This window comes from Achromobacter sp. D7-1 (assembly GCF_059760445.1).
This window is the reverse complement of the sequence record NZ_JCBAMT010000026.1, coordinates 52,505-72,362: the sequence shown is the minus strand read 5'-3', so window position 1 is coordinate 72,362 and position 19,858 is coordinate 52,505. Positions and strand designations below refer to the sequence as shown.

Sequence of the window (19,858 nt, the reverse complement as noted above, 5' to 3'; positions counted from 1 at the left end):
GCTTGCAAGCAGCGCGCCCGCGCCGGTCGCGCCGGCGGCGGCGGTGCCCGCCACGGATCCCCGCGTACTGGCCATGAACCACGGCAGCCGGGTGCTGCTGGAATCGCTGCATGCCTGGCCCGAGCGCTCGGCCGACATCCGCAACATCCATGTGTCGCAACGCGGCAGGCTCGGACGCACCCTGATCCAGAACACCGATTTCGGCGTGCCGCAGCTGGGCAGCGTGGTCGCCTATTCCGGCCTGCACGCCAAGCTGGATGAATGCGTGGCCGCCTGTGGCGTCACCGTGCTGCAGGGCCCGCCCGCCCGGATCGGCCGGCAGGATGCGGACGGCGTGCGCGTCGAACAAGGCGACGCGACGCTGCTGTGCCAGGTCGCCGTGCAATCCGACGGCGCGGGCGCGACCGACCTGCGCCGCGACTACGACCAGCACGCCGTGCTGACCACCGCCCACGCCACCCTGCCGCGCCGCGGCTGGGCCTGGGAACGCTTCACCGCCGAAGGGCCGTTGGCGCTGCTGCCGCACCCGCAGACCCCGGACGCCTATTCGGTGGTCTGGTGCAGCGCCCCCGAACGCGCCGCCGAACTGGCCGCGCTGGACAACGCCGCCTTTTCGCGGGCGCTGTCCGCAGCGTTCGGCGACCGCCTGGGACGGCTGTCCAGCCAGGCGCCGCGGCATGTCTTTCCGCTGGCGCTCAGCGCCCGCCGCGCCCAGGTGCACGGCCGCGTGGCGGCTATCGGCAATGCGGCGCAGACCCTGCATCCGGTCGCGGGCCAGGGCCTGAACCTGGGCCTGCGCGACGCGGCCCGCCTGGCCCAGACCCTGGGCGGCTGGCTGGCCCATCCCGACGCCAATCCCGGGGCCGCCCTGGCGGAATTCGCCGGCGCGCGCCACCTGGACCGCTTCATCACCGCCGGCCTGACCGATCTGATGCCCCGCATCTTTTCGACCGGCCTGGCGCCGGTAGAGCACGCCTGCGGCCTGGCCTTATTGGGGATGGATCTGGCGTCCCCTCTGCGCGCGCCGCTGGCGCAGCATTTGCTGCAGGGTTTTCGCGCCTGAATTCCACCCGTTCCGTCCCGATAAAAGGGGCGGATTGTCTGTTTTCGCCTTCCTCTGTTACGAATTGTTCTCCCGGTGACAAAGGGGGCGCGATCGAGCCGGTTAAAATGTGAGCATGCGCATAGGTCAATGGACCCTACCCAACAACGTGCTGGTCGCGCCCATGGCGGGCGTGACGGACCGTCCTTTCCGCCAGCTTTGCAAGAAGCTGGGGGCGGGCTATGCCGTGTCGGAAATGGCCGCCAGCAATCCCAAGCTATGGGATAGCGTCAAAACCTCCCGGCGCCTGAACCACGACGGCGAGATCGCCCCCATTTCCGTGCAGATCGCCGGCGCCGACCCCGCCATGATGGCGGAGGCGGCGGTGTTCAACGCCAGCAAGGGCGCCCGGATCATCGACATCAACATGGGCTGCCCGGTCAAGAAGGTCTGCAACGTGGCCTCCGGGTCGGCGCTGCTGCGCCATGAAGACCAGATCGCCCGCATCCTGGACGCGGTGGTGGGCGCCTGCGCGCCCCTGGACGTGCCAGTAACGCTGAAGACCCGTACCGGCTGGGACCGCGAAAGCCGCAATGCTTTGCGGGTGGCGAAAATGGCTGAAAACGCCGGCATCGCTGCCCTGACCCTGCATGGGCGCACCCGCGCCGACCTCTATACGGGGGAGGCGGAATATGACACTATCCGCGCCGTCAAGGCCGAGCTGAAAATCCCCGTTGTCGCCAACGGAGATATCACGACGCCCGAAAAAGCCAAGCACGTCCTGGATTACACTGGCGCCGACGCGGTCATGATCGGCCGGGCGGCTCAAGGCCGTCCCTGGATTTTCCGCGAAATCGACCACTACCTGCGCACGGGCGAAACACTGGCCCCTCCCTCCTATGGGGAAATGCGCGAGCTGCTGCTCGAACATCTCGACGACCACTACCGGTTCTATGGCGAGCACACCGGCGTACGCACGGCGCGCAAGCACATAGGCTGGTATCTGGACGGCCTGCCGGGCGCGGATTCGTTCTGCGCCCGCATGAATCTGATCGACAACACCCGCGACCAGTGGCGGGCCGTGTCGGACTGGTTCGATCTCATCTCGCGCGACGGCGGACCCCATCCGGCGCCAGTCGCAGAAGCCCTGCTGGCGGCATAACCGCCTCAACACCAACATAAAAATATCTGTACTCAAATGAGCAAGAAAGATGTCCTGGAAGAATGCGTGCGCGCCAGCCTGGAGCGCTATTTCGAAGACTTGGGCGAATCCGAACCCCACGACATGTGGGACATGGTGATGCGCTGCGTGGAGCGCCCGGTGCTGGAAGTGGCGCTGGAACGCTCGGGCGGCAACCAGTCGCGGGCATCCGAAATGCTGGGCATCACTCGCAACACCCTGCGCAAGAAGTTGCTGGCGCACAATATCCAGGTATAGCTTTCGCGCGCGGGCGGCAGGCGCATCGCGCCGCCCGCTCCCCCCAGATTTCCCATCCGACCTGAACGAGAAAGGCGCTCCCGCCCCACTCCCGTCCCTCACCATGAAAATCGAAACCGCCCTGCTTTCGGTGTCCGACAAGACCGGCATCGTTGAATTTGCCCGCGCCCTGGCCGCGCGCGGCGTGCGCCTGCTGTCCACCGGCGGCACCGCCAAGCTGCTGGCCGACTCCGGCCTGACCGTCACCGAAGTGGCGGCCCACACGGGTTCGCCCGAAATTCTCGATGGCCGCGTCAAGACGCTGCACCCGAAGATCCATGGCGGCCTGCTGGCGCGCCGCGACAGCGCCGAACACATGGACACCATCAAGGCGGCGGGCATCGACCGCATCGACATGCTGGTGGTCAACCTGTATCCGTTCCGCGAAACCGTGGCCAAGCCGGACTGCACCTTCGCCGACGCCATCGAGAACATCGACATCGGCGGCCCGGCCATGCTGCGCGCGGCGGCCAAGAACCACGGCACCGAAGCCGGCGGCGTGACGGTGGTGATCGACCCCGTGGACTACTCGCGCGTGCTGTCGGAAATGGACAAGGGCGGCAACACCTCCTACGGCCTGCGCTTGGCGCTGGCCTCCAAGGTCTACGCCCACACCGCCGCCTACGACGGCGCCATCGCCGCCTACCTGACCAGCCTGGCCGAGGCCGAGCCCAAGCAGGAAGCCGTGCCGGCCCGCAACGAATGGCCCGGCACCCTGACCCTGCAGGTCAAGCAGGAGCAGGCCCTGCGCTACGGCGAGAACCCGCACCAGACCGCCGCCTTCTACGTGGACGCGCAGCGTCAGGCCGGCCTGCTGGGCAACTACCGCCAGTTGCAGGGCAAGGAACTGTCCTACAACAACATCGCGGACGCCGACGCCGCCTGGGAATGCGCGCGCAGCTTCGAAGCGCCCGCCTGCGTCATCGTCAAGCACGCCAACCCCTGCGGCGTGGCGGTCGCGGCCGACACACTGGGCGCTTACCAGCAAGCCTTCAAGACCGACCCGACCTCGGCCTTCGGCGGCATCATCGCCTTCAACCGCCCGGTCGACGTCGCCACGGCCGAAGCCGTCAGCGCGCAGTTCCTGGAAGTGCTGCTGGCGCCCGCCTATGACGGCGCCGCGCTGGCCATCCTGGCCGCCAAGAAGAACGTGCGCGTGCTGGAAGTGCCGATGGGCACGGGCCAGAACGCCTTCGACATCAAGCGCGTGGGCGGCGGCTGGCTGGTGCAGAGCCCGGACGCCTACAACGTGCCGCGCGACGCGCTCAAGGTGGTCAGCAAGCGCCAGCCCACCGAAGCTGAAATGAACGACCTGGCATTCGCCTGGAAGGTCGCCAAGTACGTCAAGTCCAACGCCATCGTGTTCGTGGGCGGCGGCATGACCCTGGGCGTGGGCGCCGGCCAGATGAGCCGCATCGATTCGGCCCGCATCGCCTCGATCAAGGCGGAGAACGCCGGCCTGACCCTGAAGGGCTCGGCCGTGGCGTCGGATGCCTTCTTCCCGTTCCGCGACGGCCTGGACGTGGTGGTGGCGGCGGGCGCGACCTGCGTGATCCAGCCGGGCGGCAGCATGCGCGACGATGAAGTCATCGCCGCGGCCGACGAGCACGGCATCGCCATGGTGCTGACCGGCACCCGTCACTTCCGCCACTGATGCGCGTCCTCGGCATCGATCCCGGCTTGCGCCGCACCGGCTTCGGTGTGATCGATGCCGACGGCCCGCGGCTGCGCTATGTGGCCAGCGGGACCATCGTGGTCCCGCCGGCGCTGGCGCTGTCCGAACGCCTCAAAGTCATCCTGGACAATCTGCGCCAGGTGGCGCGCGACACGCAACCCGACGTGGCCGCGCTGGAAATCATCTTCCTGAACACCAACCCCGCTTCTACCCTGCTGCTGGGCCAGGCGCGCGGCGCCGCGCTGTGCGCGCTGGCCGACAGCTCGCTGTCCGTGCACGAGTACACCGCCCTGCAGATCAAGAAAGCCGTGGTCGGCACCGGTCGCGCCGCCAAGGAGCAGGTGCAGATGATGGTGCAGCACCTGCTGGCGCTGGACGGCGCGCCCGCGCCAGACTCGGCCGACGCGCTGGCCTGCGCGATCTGCCATGCCCACGTCGGCCCCATGCAGGACAAGCTGGAACGCCTGGGCGCGAGCTTGCGCATGGGCGGCAAGACCCGCATCCGCAACGGCCGCCTGGTCGGCTGACCGCCTGATTCACCGCGATTTGCCGCAGGACGGGACCGGTTCCCGCCGATAGCGCGCCCGCGCGTATAGAATCCCCGCATTCGCCGCGCATTCAGCGGCCTCACCATTGCCAGGCCACCATCACCATGATCGGACGCATCACCGGAACCCTGATCGAAAAACTCCCGCCCACCATCTGTGTGGACGTGGGCGGTCTGGGCTATGACATCGACGTGCCCATGAGCACGCTGTATTCGCTGCCCGACACCGGCGCCCGCGTCACGCTCTACACGCACCTGACGGTGCGCGAAGACGCCCACATCCTGTATGGCTTCGCGTCGGCCGGCGAGCGCAGCGCATTCCGCGAACTGATCAAGGTCAGCGGCATCGGCGCGCGCACCGCGTTGTCGGTGCTGTCGGGCCTGTCGGTGGCGGATCTGGCCCAGGCCATCACCTTGCAGGAATCGGGCCGCCTGACGCGCGTGCCCGGCATCGGCAAGAAGACCGCCGAACGCCTGCTGCTGGAAATGCGCGGCAAGCTGGGCGCGGACATCGGTGCGTCGCCGCACGCGGCGCCCGACAACCAGTCGGACATCCTGAACGCGCTGCTGGCGCTGGGCTACTCAGAGAAGGAATCGCTGTCGGCGCTGAAGACCCTGCCGGAAGGCGTGGGCGTGTCCGACGGCATCAAGCAGGCCTTGAAGGCGCTGGTGCGCTGAGCCAGGCTTACAGGTAGCGCGGTGCCACGGCTTCCAGGCCGGTCGGCACCACATGCAGTTCGGGCGCTATCGGTCCGGTACAGATGTTGTCGCGGCGCAGGGAGTCCAGGTTGTCGCGCGACATCAGCGGCGTGCCGGGCAGGCATTCGAACAGCCGGGCCTGCATGCGGCCCACGCCCATTGGCATGCTGACGACCGGGCGGGGATGGCCGCCCCAGGCGGCGCACAGCCGGGCGATCTCGCCCAGCGTGTAGACCTGGGGGCCGCCCAGTTCGTAGGTCTTGCCGCAGGTGTGCGTATTGCCCAGCGCCGACACGATGGCGGCGACCACATCGCCCACATAGACCGGCTGCATGCGCACGTGCGCGCCCGCCAGCGGCAGCGCCGGCAGCCAGCGCGCCAGGCCGGCGAACATATTGGTGAATTTGTCGTCGGGGCCGAAGACCACCGACGGCCGGAAGATGGTCCAGCCGCCGTCCTGCCAGCCCTGCAATTCCTGCTTGATGGCGGCTTCGCCGTCGCCCTTGGAGCGCTGGTACATGCTGTCGCCATTGGAATCGGCGCCCAGCGCGCTGACGTGCAGCAAGCGGCGCACGCCCTGCCGGCGGCAGGCTTGCGCGATGCGCTGCGGCAGCAGCACGTGCGCCCGCGCAAAGGCCGAGCCATAGGGCCGGCCGGCGTTGCCGTGCAGAATGCCTACCAGGTTGACGACCGCGTCGCAGCCTTGCGCCAGGCTGTCCAGCGTGGCGTCGTCATGCACGTCGCATTCGAGCAGGGTAACGGTGGGGAGAATCTGCAGGTCGCGCCCGCGGCTGTAGAGCCGGGTGGGCACGACGATCTGATGTTGATCCGCGGAAAGCCGCGCTACCAGATGACGGCCGATGAAACCGGTGCCGCCGATGACAAGGATACGCATGTCGCAGCCCCTGTTCGTCAGGATTCAGTCCCGATTCTGCCTTGCACACGCGACAACCGCAAGCGCGCATCGGCGGCCCCGGAATGGGACCGCCCGCCGGTATCAGGCCGCCAGCAGCTTGGCGTAGACCGGAAGATCGACGTTGCCGCCGCTGATGATGACGCCGACCCGCGCACCGCGCACCGGCACCACGTTCTGCATGACGGCGGCCGCGCCCAGGCAGCCAGTGGGTTCGACCACCATCTTCATCCGTTCGGCGAAGAAACGCATGGTGGTGACCAACTGTTCGTCGGTCACCGTGACGATGTCGCGCACATGCTTCTGGATGAGCGGGAAGGTCAGGTTGCCCAGATGCGTCGTGGCGGCGCCGTCGGCCAGGGTCTTGGGCGCAGGAATTCGGACGATTTCACCCTTGCGCAAGGACTGCTGGCCGTCGTTGCCCGCCTCGGGCTCGACGCCGTAGACCAGGCAGCGCGGGCTCAGCGCGTAGGCGGACAGCGCCGATCCCGACAGCAGGCCGCCGCCGCCCAGGCAGACGAACAGGTAGTCCAGTTCGCCCACTTCCTCGAACAACTCCTTGGCGGCTGTACCCTGGCCGGCGATCACATCTTCGTGATCGTAGGGCGGGATCAGGGCGGCGCCGGTTTCCGCCTGGATGCGGCGGGCGATCGCTTCGCGGTCCTCGGTGTAGCGGTCATAGGTGACGATCTTGCCGCCGTAGCCCTCGGTGGCCGCGCGCTTGGCGGCCGGCGCGTCCAGCGGCATGATGATGGTGGCCTGCACGCCCTGCAACTTGGAGGCCAGGGCGATGGCCTGCGCATGGTTGCCCGACGAGAACGTCACCACGCCCGCGGCGCGCTGTTCAGGCGTCAGGCGCGCAATGGCGTTGTAGCCGCCGCGGAACTTGAAGGCGCCCATGCGCTGGAAGTTCTCGCACTTGAAGAAGACCGACGCGCCGCTGATCGCGTCGGCGGTGGCCGAGGTCAGTACGGGCGTGCGGTGCGCGTTGCCGGCCAGGCGCTCGCTGGCGCGCACGACATCATCATAGGTGGGCAATTCGGGCTGCATGGGATGGGGGTCCTTTGATCGCGAAGGGAAATCAAAACCTTCGGATGATAAACCCGTAGCGCAGTCCCGGCGCCGATTGGGCTCCGTTCGACGCTCGCCCCCTGTCCGATCGAGGCCCGTCGCCTACTTGCCGAAGAGGTCGCCGGAGCCTGTCGTGGTGCCTGCGGGCGGGGTCAGCCCCAGATGGCGCCAGGTAGTCAGCGTGGCGGTGCGGCCGCGCGGCGTGCGTTGCAGATAGCCGTGCTGGATCAGATAGGGCTCGATCACGTCTTCGATCGTGTCGCGCTCTTCGCCGATGGCGGCGGCCAGGCTGTCCACGCCGACGGGACCGCCGTCGAACTTGTGGATGATGGCCTCGAGCAGCTTGCGGTCCATCAGGTCCAGGCCCTGCGGGTCCACCTCCAGCATGGCCAGCGCACGGCCGGCGACCTCGGCGTCGATGGTGCCGCCGGCCTTGACCTCGGCGTAGTCGCGCACCCGGCGCAGCAGCCGGTTGGCGATGCGCGGCGTGCCGCGGGCGCGGCGCGCGACTTCCGCCGCGCCGTCCGGCGTGATGCCGGCGTTCAGGAGGCCGGCGCTGCGTGTGACGATGTGACCGAGATCGGCGGCGTTGTAGAACTCCAGGCGCGACACGATGCCGAAGCGGTCGCGCAAGGGATTGGTCAGCATGCCGGCGCGGGTGGTGGCGCCGACCAGGGTGAAGGGCTGCAGGTCCAGCTTCACGCTGCGCGCCGCGGGCCCTTCGCCGATCAGGATGTCGATCTGGAAATCCTCCAGCGCCGGATAGAGGATTTCCTCGACCACGGGCGACAGGCGGTGGATTTCGTCGATGAACAGGACGTCGTTCTTTTCCAGGTTGGTCAAGAGCGCCGCCAGGTCGCCCGGCCGTTCCAGCACCGGGCCGGAAGTCTGGCGCAGCTGCACGCCCATTTCATGCGCAATGATGTGGGCCAGCGTGGTCTTGCCCAGGCCTGGGGGACCGAACAGCAGCACGTGGTCCAGGGCTTCGCCGCGTTTCTTGGCCGCGGCGATGAAGATCTCCAGCTGTTCGCGGGCGCGGTGCTGGCCGACATACTCCTGCAGCGCCTTGGGCCGCAGGGCGCGTTCGATCGACTCCTCGTTGGGCGACACCGGCTGCGGCGCCACGATACGGGGGGCGTCGGGACGGGAGGAAAGCGAATCGGACTGGATGGCCATGGTGCGGAAACAACAAAGTACTGAGCAGGATGCATCGTACCGTAGGGCGGCCCGCCCCGGGGGGCGGCCGCCCTTGCCCGGACGGTCCTAAGGCGTTTCCGACAGCGGCAGCCTGACCCGCACGCACAGTCCGCCGGATTCCGCTTGCAACAGCTCCAGCGACCCGCCGTGGGCGCGCGCGATGGCCTCGGCCAGCGCCAGGCCCAGGCCCACGCTGCCGGTGCGCGTGCGCGCATCGTCCAGGCGGCTGAACGGCCGCAACGCTTCCTGGCGCCGCTCCGGCACGATGCCGGAACCGTGGTCGGCCACGTCCAGCACCGCGTGGCGGCCCTCGTGCCGCAGGCTGACCTCGACCGGCGGCGCGCCATGGTTCAGCGCATTGCCGATCAGGTTGTCCAGCAGGCGGCCCAGCGCCACCGCGTCCGCCTGCACCACCAGGGCCGCGACGTCGTCGCCGGCCCGCAGGCTGATGTCGGTGCCGGCGCCCTGCCAGGCGCCGACGCGCTCGGTCAGCCAGTCGGACAGGATCATGGAGGCGTAGCGGTAGGCGGCCGGATCCGTGCCGCGCACGAAGCCGATGAACTGGTCGACCATGTGCTGCATGTCCTGCAAGTCTGCGCGCAGCCCCTCTTTCAGCTTGGAGTCGTCGGCCAGTTCGATGCGCAGCCACATCCGCGACAGCGGTCCCTTCAAGTCGTGCGGCAGGCCCGACAACAGGGTGCGGCGCACCGAATCGGATTCGGCCAGCGCATCCAGCATGGCGTTGAAGCGTACGCCCAGCACCCGCGTTTCATGCGGACCCGAGGGCTCGACCCGCTGCGGCTGCCCCGCCGCCAGCCGGTCGGCCGCGTCGGCCAGGCGGGTGATCGGACGCGTGATATGCCAGGAGAAACCCACCGCCAGCAACAGCAGCAGCCCCAGGCCGCCCAGCCAGGCGGCGATGAAGGGCGTGGCGACCGGCGGGTCCAGGCGGTCCAGTGGAATGACCAGCCATTCGCGCAGGCGCGGCGCATCCTCGCTGGCGGGATTGGGCGCCAGTGAAATGAAGATTTCCGGCGTGGGCCCGCGCGACAGCGCCACGCGCGTGCCGTCGTTCAGGCGTTCATTGAGCTGTTGCACCAGCACCCGCAGGTCGCGGCGGATGTCGTCCGGCTCGGGCTGGTAGCGGCGGCTGTGCTCCTCGCGATCGCGCGCGCGCTCGCCTTCCCGCGCGCTGGCGCGTTCATCGCCATGCTCCTCGTCGCGCACTTCCGGGGGCGGCGGCGCCGGCGGGCCGTGTATCTGCATGTCCGCGGGCGGCCGCGGCGGCGGTGGCTTCGGAGCGGTCTTCGGCGGGGGACGGCGGCCATTGAAGCGCTGCAGCTTGGCCTCGGCGGGCAGTACCCGCGACCATAGCCGCCACTGGTTCTGCGAGGCCGTGCGCACGAAGTCGGCGCGTTCCTCCGCCGGCACCTGCGACACGGCGGCGCGCAAGGTGCGGATGGTGGTGACGATGTAGCCGATGGCCACGTCTTCCATGAACTTGTGCCGGAAGTACGACACCGTCACCAGCGTGGCCGCCTGCGTCAGCAGGACCGAACCCAGGATCAGCAGGATCAGCCTTGCCCGCAGCGACCGCGGCACCAGGAAACCAGGAGCAAAGCGCATCAAGGCGAGAACCGGTAGCCGATGCCCCAAACGGTCTGGATCCAGCGCGGCTGCTTGGGATCTTCTTCGATGACCCGGCGCAGCCGCAGGATGGCGATGTCGATGGCGCGGTCGTTGCGTTCGCCGGCGTCGTCGTCGCGTGCCAGCGCCAGCAGGCGTTCGCGCGACAGCGGCTTGCCGGCGTTGCGCACCAGCGCTTCCAGCAGATTGATCTCGCCGCCGGTCAGCTTGACCACCGTGCCCTCGCGCGACAACTGGCGGGTGGAGGGATCGAATACGAAGGGGCCGAACGAAACCGGCGCGTCCTTGGTCAGCGCCGACGGGCCGCGCTTGCGGCGCAGCACGGCCTCGATGCGGGCCAGCAGTTCGCGCGGGTCGAAGGGCTTGCCGACGTAATCGTCGGCGCCGGCCTCCAGGCCGATGATGCGGTCCACCGCCTCGTCGCGGGCGGTCAGCAGGATGACGGGGATGTCCTCGCCCTGCTCGCGCAGGCGGCGGCAGGCGTCCGCGCCATCGCCGCCGGGCAGCATGCGGTCCAGCACCAGCAGGTCGGGCGCGTAGCGGGTGATGCGGGACGACAGGTCGGTGGCGTCCGGCGCCAGCAGGGTGTCGTAGCCGTGCCGGTTCAGGTAATCGGCCAGCAATTGCCTTAAGGCAGGATCGTCGTCGACGACCAGCAGCTTGGTGTGGGGATTGTCCATGGATGCCATAGTGCGGCCCGGCGGGCCCCGCCGCAAGAGGCGGGAAATCAACTGAAATATACCTGTTGCACGATGTTGAGCGTGTTTGCCAGCGCTTTCCCGCCGCGGCGCCGCGCCGGTCCGGACTGGCCCTAAAATGGAATCCGGCCCGCCTTCTGTCCGCTTTGCTAAAAATCGTTTACAGGCAAGGCAGGGCCCCCTCTCTACACTGTATCTATGATCGCCCCTGCATTCATCTGGCGAAACCGGCTGTCGCGCGCCGCGCTCGCGGCCGCCATGGCCTGCCCGATCGCCCCGGCCCTGGGCGATCCGCTTGCTGCGTCCCCGTATATGCCGGCCCCGCCCTCGGCGCGCGGCATCGGGGTGCTATCCACGGTTCAACCCATCCCTGTGCGCCCCGCGGCGTCCCTGGAGTCGCGCGCGGTGCCGCTCGACCCGTCCCCTTGCGACATGCAGACCATGGAACCGGCGCTGGACACCAGTGTGCACGGAGCGGCCGACGCGGACTTGATCCCCGGCACCGGACTGGGGCTATCCGGCGACGCCCAGCCCGCCCCGGTCCCCCTGGACTGCGGCGTGCTCGCCACGCCCGAAGAACCCGCACCGGACTATTCCTTCGTCCTCCAGGACGGAGATCTGCCGCGCGTGCCCGTGGTCATGATTTCCGGCGTGTCGCGCGCCTCCCGCCCGTGGTTCGCCTCCGCCAGCAGCCAGGACGGCCTGCGCTACGGCGGCAGCCGCAACTGGGTCTACCGCAACACCTCGGGTCCGTCCGTTGCCGTCGGCAACATCGACGCCAGGGCGCCCGCCTGGGGCAGCAGCGCGCCGGTGGGCGGGTTGCAGATATCGAACTGGGCCGGGTCCGGCGCCACGGCGCCGGAAGGCAGCTTCGGCTATTCCTCATCGCTGGGCCGGCTCAACCGCATGGACCCGGCAGCCAATTCTGGCGCGGTGGACTACGGCGACACGGTAGGCAGCGGCAGCGTGCGCTACGGGCTCACGCCTGCGCTGACCGTGGAGGGCCAGGTGCAGAGCGCGCCCTCGCTCACGACGCGCGGCATGGGCACCACCTATGCCGCCGGCGAGTACGGCACCTTCCGCGCCGGGGCCACGCAAAGCTCGTTCGACGCGGCCAGCGCCTGGCGCTACCGCTTCGACTACAACGTGGCCGTGGCCGACGCCGTCAACCTGGGCTATTCCAACGAACAGGTCGGCGCGGGCTATGGCGACCTGTCCAGCTACGCGGGCGGCGGAGCCTCGGCCGCGCACACCCGCAACACGCTGTCGGCCGGCGTCCCCATCACCGGCTGGGGCGTGCTCAGCGGCACCTATTCGGGGCTGCGCGAAGGCTCCGAGCTGGCCGAACAGCGCGTGGGCCTGTCGCACAGCATGTTCGTGGCGCCCAAGGTCAAGCTGGCGGTGGGCGCGGACCGCGACATCATTTCCGGCAACTACGAATGGCGCGCCAACCTGAGCATGCCAGTGGATACCTTCATGCGCGGCACCTGGCTGAGCTGGTAGGCAGGCCACGGCAGGGACGGAAATCTCCCCCTGGAAAGGGGCCGACGGAATTGCGGCTTAAAATCCCTGCCATGATGCTCCCGGCCTACCCCCATGTCTGACGCGCGCGCCCTCGGCGTGTTGCAGCGCGTTTTCGGTTACGAATCCTTCCGCGGCGACCAGCAAGCCATTGTCGAACAGGTGATCGACGGCGGCGACGCGCTGGTCCTCATGCCTACCGGCGGCGGCAAGTCGCTCTGTTACCAGATTCCCTCGCTGGTGCGCGAAGGCACCGGCATTGTCGTGTCACCGCTGATCGCGCTGATGCAGGATCAGGTCGACGCCCTGACCGAACTGGGCGTGCGCGCGGCCTTCCTGAATTCCACCCAGGAGTGGCGGGTTGCCCGCGATGTCGAGCAGGCCTTCCTGGCCGGCGAGCTGGACCTGCTGTACGTGGCGCCCGAGCGCCTGCTGACCGACCGCTGCCTGCAATTGCTGGAACGCGGCCGCATCGCGCTGTTCGCCATCGACGAGGCCCACTGCGTGTCCCAATGGGGCCACGACTTCCGTCCCGAATACCTGGGCCTGTCGATGCTGCACGAGCGCTGGCCCGACGTGCCGCGCATCGCGCTCACCGCGACCGCCACCGCCGACACGCGCAGCGAGATCGCCCAGCGCCTGTCGCTGGACGACGCGCGCCACTTCGTTTCCAGCTTCGACCGCCCCAATATCCGCTACCGCATCATCGAAAAGAACGAGGTGCGCAAGCAGTTGCTGGACATGATCCAGACCGACCATGAAGGCGAATCCGGCGTGGTGTACTGCCTGTCGCGGGCCCGCGTGGAAGAAACCGCGGAGTTCCTGTGCAACCAGGGCATCGACGCGATGCCCTATCACGCCGGCCTCAGCGCGCAGGTGCGCGCCGCCAACCAGTCGCGTTTCCTGCGCGAGGACGCCGTGGTCATGGTGGCCACCATTGCCTTCGGCATGGGCATCGACAAGCCCGACGTGCGCTTCGTGGCGCACATCGACCTGCCCAAGTCCGTGGAAGGCTATTACCAGGAAACCGGCCGCGCCGGCCGCGACGGCCTGCCGGCCACGGCCTGGCTGGCCTATGGCTTGCAAGACGTGGTGCAGCAGCGCCGCATGATCGACGAATCGCCCGGCGACGAGTCCTACCGCAGGCGCCTGGGCCAGCAGCTGGACGCCATGCTGGGGCTGTGCGAAACGGTGGAATGCCGGCGCGTGCGCCTGCTGGCCTACTTCGGCCAGCAGATCACGGCCTGCGGCAATTGCGACGTCTGCCTGGAACCGCCCCAGGCCTGGGACGGCACGGTCGCGGCGCAAAAGGTGCTGTCCGCCGTCTATCGCCTGTGGAAGGAACGCGGCCAGCGCTATGGCGCGGGGCACATCATCGACATCCTGCGCGGCAAGATCACCGACCGCACCAAGCAGCACGGCCACGAAACGCTGAGCGTATTCGGCGTGGGCGCGGACCTGAGCGACACCGCCTGGCGCGGCGTGCTGCGCCAATTGCTGGCGCAAGGCCTGCTGACGGTGGACCACGAAGGCTACGGCACCCTGGCCCTGACCGAAGGCAGCCGGGCCGTGCTCAAGGGTGAACGGCAACTGATGCTGCGTCGGGAATCCGAAAAGAAACCGCGTTCGGGCAAGACCGGCAGCGGCCGCCCCAAGGCGGCGGCCATCGACCTGCCGGCCGAACTGCAACCCGTATTCGAGGCCCTGCGCGCCTGGCGCGGCGAAGTGGCCAAGAGCCATGGCGTGCCGGCCTACGTCATCTTCCACGACGCCACGCTGCGCGAGATCGCGCTGGCCCAGCCCGAATCAATGGACGACCTGAGTCACATCAGCGGCGTGGGCGCCCGCAAGCTGGAAGCCTACGGCGAAGAAATCCTGCAGCGCGTGGCCAGGCCGGTCTTGTAATGCCGGCTCCGGCCGGGCATCCCGGCCGGATCAGCCCGGCGGCGGCAGCAGCGGCACCGGCGCGCGCTCCTTGCCGAACACCGAACGGTAGGCCAGGATGTTGAACACCAGCACCACCGGCACGCCCACCACCGCGCCGGCCAGCACCAGACGCATCGAGCCCAGCGCGCCCGCCCCGTCCCACAGTGTCATGTCGTCCAGGATCAGGTAGGGGAACAGGCTGTAGGCCAGGCCGCTGAGCATCAGCAGGAACAGGGCCACGCACAGCACGAACGGCAGCCAGCTGAAGCGGTCGGCCTTGCCGGGCAGCCGCGCCAACAGCATTTCGGCCGCCACGAAGCCCGCCAGCATCAGCACCCAGACCGTGGCCGCCAGGCTCAGGTGGGCGATGTTGCTCCACTTGTAGAAGATGCCCGCGTTGGCCAGGCCCAGCGTGACCGCGATCGCCACCATGCCCACCGCCGTCCAGCGGATGGCGTGGCGGGCCCAGTTGGCGGCGCGGCGCTGCAAATCGCCGTCCACCCGCATGACCAGCCAGGACGCGCCCAGCAGCACATAGGCCGCCACCGCGCACAGGCCCACGAACATGGAGAACCAGCCATAGCCGGCATCGGACTGGTAGCCGGTCGCAATGCGGCCCAGCAGCATGCCCTGGCCGAAGGCGGCGATCAGCGACCCCGCCCAGAAACCGAAGATCCAGCGCGGCTTCATGTCGTTGCGCGCGCGGATGCGGAATTCGAACGAAACGCTACGCAGCACCACGCCCAGCACCATGCAGGTGAGCGGTCCGTAGAGCTTGCCCAGCACCGCGCCCCAGGCGAACGGGAACGCCGCCGCGAACAGGCCCATGCCCAGCAGCAGCCAGAATTCATTGGCGTCGCGCCACGGGCTGAGCAGGCTCATCATGCGGCCGCGCTCATGTTCCGGCGCCAGCTGCAGCAGAATGCCCACGCCCAGGTCGAAGCCGTCCAGCACCATGCCCGCGGCGATCACCACGAACAGCAGGGCCATGAAGGCCAGCGGCATCCAGAACGAAGGATCGTCGGGGTTCAGGCCTTGAGAGGCGGCCAGCATGGCGATCATGGCGTCCCCCCGCCCAGTTTGCGCACAGGCACGACGCCGTAGCGCGCCGCGTGGAACAGCATGCCGACAAAGGCCGCGAGCAGCAGCAGGTACAGCACGCCATAGGCGATCAAGCCATACAGCACGGTGCTGGAGGCCACGATGCCCAGCACCTCGGATTGCGTGATGGTGCCGTTCACCGCGAACGGCTGCAGCCCCAGGATGGATACCCACCATCCGGCCACGACGGCGATGGCGCCGGAAAACATCATGCCGCACAGGACCCGCTGCCACCACTGCGGCAGCGTGGACGGATCCAGTCCGCGCCGGAACGTCCACAGGAAGGTCACGCAGGCCACGACCAGCATCAACAGGCCCAGTCCGGCCGCCACGCGCAGCGACCAGAAGGTCAGCGCCACCGGCGGCAGCATGCCCGAATACTTGTCCAGGCCGCGGTAGGTGCCGTCCTGGTTGCGGTGCAGCCACATCCCGCCCATGTTGCGCAGGGTCAGGTCGGCCACGTTCTCATGGGCGCGCGCGTCGGGCCAGGCAAACAGCACCAACTGAGGCTCCGCGCCGCTTTCCCAGTAGCCTGCGGCAGCCGCCGCCTTGGCCGGCTGGAGCTTGGCGGTCATCTGGCCGGCGCCGGTCGCGACCGGCAGCTGCATGAAGGCCGCCACCACGGCGACCACCAGGGCGGTCTTGAACGTATTGCGCTCGCCGTCGCCCAACGGACGCCGCAAGGCCTGCAGCGCGGTCACGCCCATCATCAGGAACGAGGCGGCCAGGGCCGCGCCCACCACCACCACCGCCATGCGCCAGCCCACGGACGGATTCAGCACTACCGCCATCCAGTCGTAGACCTGATAGCGGCCGTCGACCAGCAGCGCGCCGTCCGGCGTCTGCATCCAGGATTGCAGCGCCAGCACCCAGAACACCGCCACCAGCTGGCCCACCGCCACCATCAGCACGGCCAGCGTATGGGCGCCGTCCGACACGCGACGCTGGCCGAACAGCATGACGCCCAGGAAACAGGACTTGAGGATGAAAACCGAGAGAATGCCGTAGCCCAGCAAGGGACCGGCCACATTGCCTATCTTGTCCATCAGGCCCGCCCACAAGCTGCCCAACTGGATCAGCACCGGCACGCTGGCCGCCAGCGTCAGCACGAAGGCCAGCGCGAAGATCCGCACCCAGAAGCGATATGCGGCCGTCCAACCGCCATGGCCGGACCAGCGCGCCCTGATCTTGAAGAACAGCAACACCCAGGCGAGCGCCAGGGAGAAGGCCAGGAAGAACGCCAGGAAGCTCAGGCTGGCCACGAACTGCGCGCGGGCCAGGGATAACGTGGATATGTCCATGATGGCCCGTAGTGTAGAGCCAGTTACATCACTGTGGGGACAGTTTGAAACCGGTTGCACCGGCCGCGAAAAGGCCTCTCCTGCGGAACGTGGCAAAATTGACTCTTTGTCGCTGCTTTTTCCTATTCTTTCAAGAATGACCTCCGCCACGACGCCGACCCCTGCCGCATCAAATTTCCTGCTCAACATCGTTCAAGACGACCTCGAAGCCCAGCGCTTCGCAGGCAAGCGTTGGGCGGGCAAGCCTGGCCCGGCGGCCTTGCAAGAGCAGGGCGGACTGGATCCGGCCCGCATCCGCACGCGCTTTCCGCCGGAGCCCAACGGCTACCTGCACCTGGGCCACGCCAAGAGCATCTGCGTGAACTTCGGGCTGGCGCGCGACTTCGGCGGCGTCTGCCACCTGCGCTTCGACGACACCAATCCTGAAAAGGAAGACCAGGAATACGTCGACGCCATCATCGAGGCCGTGCACTGGCTGGGCTTCGACTGGAAGGCCGACGGCAATGACAACCTGTACTTCGCCAGCGACTACTTCGGCTACATGTACGAGTTCGCCGAGGCGCTGGTCGAAGCCGGCCACGCCTACGTCGACGAGCAAAGCCCCGAAGAGATCCGCGCCAACCGCGGCACGCTGACCGAACCCGGCACCGACTCGCCCTGGCGCAACCGCCCGGCCGCCGAGTCGCTGACGCTGCTGCGCGAAATGCGCGACGGCAAGCATCCGGACGGCAGCCTGGTGCTGCGCGCGAAGATCAACATGGCTTCGCCCAACATCAACCTGCGCGACCCGGTCATGTACCGCGTGCGCCACGCCCACCATCACCGCACCGGCGACCAGTGGTGCATCTACCCGATGTACAGCTGGGCGCACCCGGTCGAGGACGCGCTCGAAGGCATCACACACAGCGTCTGCACGCTGGAATTCGAAGACCAGCGCCCGTTCTACGACTGGATCCTGGCGCGCCTGGCCGAACTCGGCAAGCTGGCGCAGCCGCTGCCGCACCAGTACGAATTCGCGCGCCTGAACGTGAGCTACGTCGTCACCAGCAAGCGCAAGCTGCTGCAACTGGTGCGCGAAGGCCACGTGGACGGCTGGGACGACCCCCGCATGCCGACCCTCTTCGGCCTGCGTCGGCGCGGCTACACGCCTGCTTCGATCCGCCTGTTCTGCGACCGCACCGCCGTGTCCAAGTCGGATTCCCGCATCGACTACAGCCTGCTCGAGCAGGCCGTGCGCGACGATCTGGACCCGATCGCGCCGCGCTCGGTGGCCGTGCTGGATCCGATCAAGCTGGTCATCACCAACTACCCGGAAGGCCAGACCGAGATCTGCACCGCGCCGCGCAACCCGCACGATCCCGAGGCCGGCGTGCGTGAATTCCCGCTGTCGCGCGAACTCTGGATCGAGCGCGACGACTTCCGCGAAGAAGCGCCCAAGAAGTACTTCCGCCTGTTCCCGGGCAACACCGTGCGCCTGAAGTACGGCTACGTGGTGCGCTGCACCGGCTTCACCAAGAACGAAGCCGGCGAAGTCATCGAGGTCCAGGCCGAATACCTGCCGGAAACCAAGAGCGGCACGCCGGGCGCCGACAGCGTCAAGGTCAAGGGCAACATCACCTGGGTCAGCGCGGCCCACGCGGTGCCCGCCCAGATCCACCTGTACGACCGCCTGTTCGCCGACGCCCGCCCCGACGGCGGCGACAAGGACTTTCTGGCCTGCCTGAACCCGAACTCCAAGCTGACCGTCACGGCCTGGCTGGAGCCGGGCACCGTCGCCACGCCGGGCGCCACCTGGCAGTTCGAGCGGCTGGGCTACTTCACCGCCGACCTGAAGGAATCCACCGCCGCAGCGCCGGTGCTCAACCGCATCGTGACCCTGCGCGATTCCTGGGCGCAAGGCTGATGCGCCTGGCGTCCGCATTGCCGGGAAAAGGCGCCGAAAGGCGCCTTTTTCTTTGGATCCGCCGCCCGCGCATGCCGCCCCTGGGCGGGTTATCATCCCCCGAACCCCGCAGCCGGTCGAGCGCGCCGTTTCCCGGCCCCAAGACCGCCAGCCACAATCAAGATGAACACTGAATCCCTAGCCCTGGACTTCAAAAGCGCCACCCTTTACGCCATCCGGGTGGTCCTGCACAGCGCCGACCCTGAACGCCTGAACGCCGCCCTGGCCAAGCGCATGGCCGATGCCGGCAGCTTCTTCGAAAACGAACCCGTGGTCGTGGACGCCAGCCGCGTCGAGGAAAAAATCGATTGGACCGCCCTGGTGGCGGCATTGCGCGGCCACAACCTGCCTCCGATCGGCGTGGTCGCCGAAGGCGCCAACCTGGAAGGCGCGCGCGCCGCGGGCCTGACCCCGGTGGAACTGTCCACGCCCGCGGCCCGGCCCGCGCCCGTGATCGACACCGCGCCGCCCAACGACGTCTCCACCCCGGTGCCCTCCGTGCCTGCCGCCGCGATCGAAACCGCGCCCGCGCCCACTGAAGTCTCCACCGAAGCCGCCGCCGAGCCGGAAGCGCCTGCCGGCAATCACGCAGGCGAACCGCTGCCCGCGCGCGCGGCCAGCAACACCACTTCGGCGTCCAGCCCCACGCCCGCCGCGCCGCACTCGTCGTCGGCGCTGGTCATCACCAAGCCGCTGCGTTCCGGCCAGCGCGTCTACGCGCGCCACACGGACCTGGTGGTGATCGGCATGGTGAGCCAGGGCGCGGAAGTCATTGCCGACGGCAACATCCATGTCTACGGCCCGTTGCGCGGCAAAGCCATGGCCGGCGCCCGCGGCGACACCTCGGCGCGCATCTTCACGACCCACCTGGACGCTGAACTGCTGGCCGTGGCCGGCGTGTACCGCGTGGTCGAGGACAAGCTGGACCGCACGCTGCATAACCAGCCCGCGCTGGTCCGCCTGGACGGCGAGACGCTGCGCATCGAAGCCCTCAAGGCTTGATATCCAGTTGGCAACCGCCAACAGCGGCCGGTCGGATGCGCGGATACCCGCGCAAATTTCCACACATCCTGTAAGAAGCCTTACAAGGGCTTTTTGCTT

The 19,858-nt window shown here is 68.3% G+C and carries 17 protein-coding genes; 10 read left to right on the top strand and 7 right to left on the bottom strand.

Translation table 11 applies throughout. The features are described from left to right. The 6 genes from AC6LKD_RS13840 to ruvA form a co-directional block, all read left to right on the top strand. Positions 1-1,063 (top strand): UbiH/UbiF/VisC/COQ6 family ubiquinone biosynthesis hydroxylase (locus AC6LKD_RS13840; RefSeq protein WP_498116546.1); only part of this gene is annotated, 1,063 nt, incomplete at its 5' end. A gap of 115 nt (positions 1,064-1,178) precedes the next feature. Continuing rightward, entirely contained in the window at positions 1,179-2,204 is a 1,026-nt protein-coding gene (dusB, locus tag AC6LKD_RS13835) for a tRNA dihydrouridine synthase DusB (protein ID WP_013391726.1), read from the top strand. Between the two features lie 36 nt (positions 2,205-2,240). Then, positions 2,241-2,480: a helix-turn-helix domain-containing protein gene (locus AC6LKD_RS13830; RefSeq protein ID WP_006217670.1), complete on the top strand. Its 240-nt coding sequence runs from the start codon at positions 2,241-2,243 to the stop codon at positions 2,478-2,480. Positions 2,481-2,583: 103 nt separating this feature from the next. Then, the gene (gene purH / locus AC6LKD_RS13825) at positions 2,584-4,173 is read left to right on the top strand and encodes a bifunctional phosphoribosylaminoimidazolecarboxamide formyltransferase/IMP cyclohydrolase (RefSeq protein WP_498116545.1); all 1,590 of its coding nucleotides are present in this window, start codon (positions 2,584-2,586) and stop codon (positions 4,171-4,173) included. Continuing rightward, a complete protein-coding gene (ruvC, locus tag AC6LKD_RS13820; RefSeq protein ID WP_013391724.1) occupies positions 4,173-4,721 on the top strand; it encodes a crossover junction endodeoxyribonuclease RuvC in 549 nt (182 codons plus the stop codon). The genes purH and ruvC overlap by 1 nt, the downstream gene beginning before the upstream one ends. 125 nt (positions 4,722-4,846) lie before the next feature. Further along, complete coding sequence (gene ruvA / locus AC6LKD_RS13815; protein ID WP_013391723.1) at positions 4,847-5,419, top strand: Holliday junction branch migration protein RuvA; 573 nt, start codon at positions 4,847-4,849, stop codon at positions 5,417-5,419. Between the two features lie 7 nt (positions 5,420-5,426). On the opposite strand, the gene AC6LKD_RS13810 is transcribed toward ruvA, so the two are convergent. From AC6LKD_RS13810 to AC6LKD_RS13790, 5 genes are all read right to left on the bottom strand, one after another. Then, positions 5,427-6,335, bottom strand: a complete 909-nt coding sequence (locus AC6LKD_RS13810; RefSeq protein WP_013391722.1) for a complex I NDUFA9 subunit family protein — start codon at positions 6,333-6,335, stop codon at positions 5,427-5,429. 102 nt (positions 6,336-6,437) lie between these two features. Next, entirely contained in the window at positions 6,438-7,403 is a 966-nt protein-coding gene (locus AC6LKD_RS13805; protein ID WP_013391721.1) for a threo-3-hydroxy-L-aspartate ammonia-lyase, read from the bottom strand. Between the two features lie 123 nt (positions 7,404-7,526). Next, complete coding sequence (gene ruvB / locus AC6LKD_RS13800) at positions 7,527-8,600, bottom strand: Holliday junction branch migration DNA helicase RuvB (protein ID WP_492276067.1); 1,074 nt, start codon at positions 8,598-8,600, stop codon at positions 7,527-7,529. Positions 8,601-8,687: 87 nt separating this feature from the next. After that, positions 8,688-10,247: a sensor histidine kinase gene (locus tag AC6LKD_RS13795; protein WP_013391719.1), complete on the bottom strand. Its 1,560-nt coding sequence runs from the start codon at positions 10,245-10,247 to the stop codon at positions 8,688-8,690. Next, on the bottom strand, positions 10,247-10,948 hold the full coding sequence (locus AC6LKD_RS13790) for a response regulator (RefSeq protein ID WP_041652336.1): 702 nt from the start codon (positions 10,946-10,948) through the stop codon (positions 10,247-10,249). The genes AC6LKD_RS13795 and AC6LKD_RS13790 overlap by 1 nt, the downstream gene beginning before the upstream one ends. A 216-nt stretch (positions 10,949-11,164) precedes the next feature. Between AC6LKD_RS13790 and AC6LKD_RS13785 the strand changes: the two genes are divergently transcribed. Further along, entirely contained in the window at positions 11,165-12,469 is a 1,305-nt protein-coding gene (locus tag AC6LKD_RS13785) for a fimbria/pilus outer membrane usher protein (protein ID WP_492276066.1), read from the top strand. Positions 12,470-12,562: 93 nt separating this feature from the next. After that, positions 12,563-14,392 (top strand): DNA helicase RecQ, encoded by a 1,830-nt coding sequence (gene recQ, locus AC6LKD_RS13780; RefSeq protein WP_498116544.1) that lies wholly within the window; start codon positions 12,563-12,565, stop codon positions 14,390-14,392. 30 nt (positions 14,393-14,422) lie between these two features. Here the strand turns inward: recQ and AC6LKD_RS13775 are convergent, their stop codons facing one another. Beyond that, on the bottom strand, positions 14,423-15,475 hold the full coding sequence (locus AC6LKD_RS13775; protein WP_013391715.1) for a cytochrome d ubiquinol oxidase subunit II: 1,053 nt from the start codon (positions 15,473-15,475) through the stop codon (positions 14,423-14,425). Further along, entirely contained in the window at positions 15,472-16,815 is a 1,344-nt protein-coding gene (locus AC6LKD_RS13770) for a cytochrome ubiquinol oxidase subunit I (protein WP_498116543.1), read from the bottom strand. Before AC6LKD_RS13770 ends, AC6LKD_RS13775 begins: the two co-directional genes overlap by 4 nt. Positions 16,816-16,951: 136 nt before the next feature. On the opposite strand from AC6LKD_RS13770, the gene AC6LKD_RS13765 reads away from it, so the two are divergent. Continuing rightward, positions 16,952-18,718, top strand: a complete 1,767-nt coding sequence (locus AC6LKD_RS13765) for a glutamine--tRNA ligase/YqeY domain fusion protein (RefSeq protein ID WP_492276063.1) — start codon at positions 16,952-16,954, stop codon at positions 18,716-18,718. A 162-nt stretch (positions 18,719-18,880) separates the two neighbouring features. Next, positions 18,881-19,759, top strand: a complete 879-nt coding sequence (gene minC / locus AC6LKD_RS13760) for a septum site-determining protein MinC (protein WP_498116542.1) — start codon at positions 18,881-18,883, stop codon at positions 19,757-19,759. Positions 19,760-19,858: the final 99 nt, after the last annotated feature.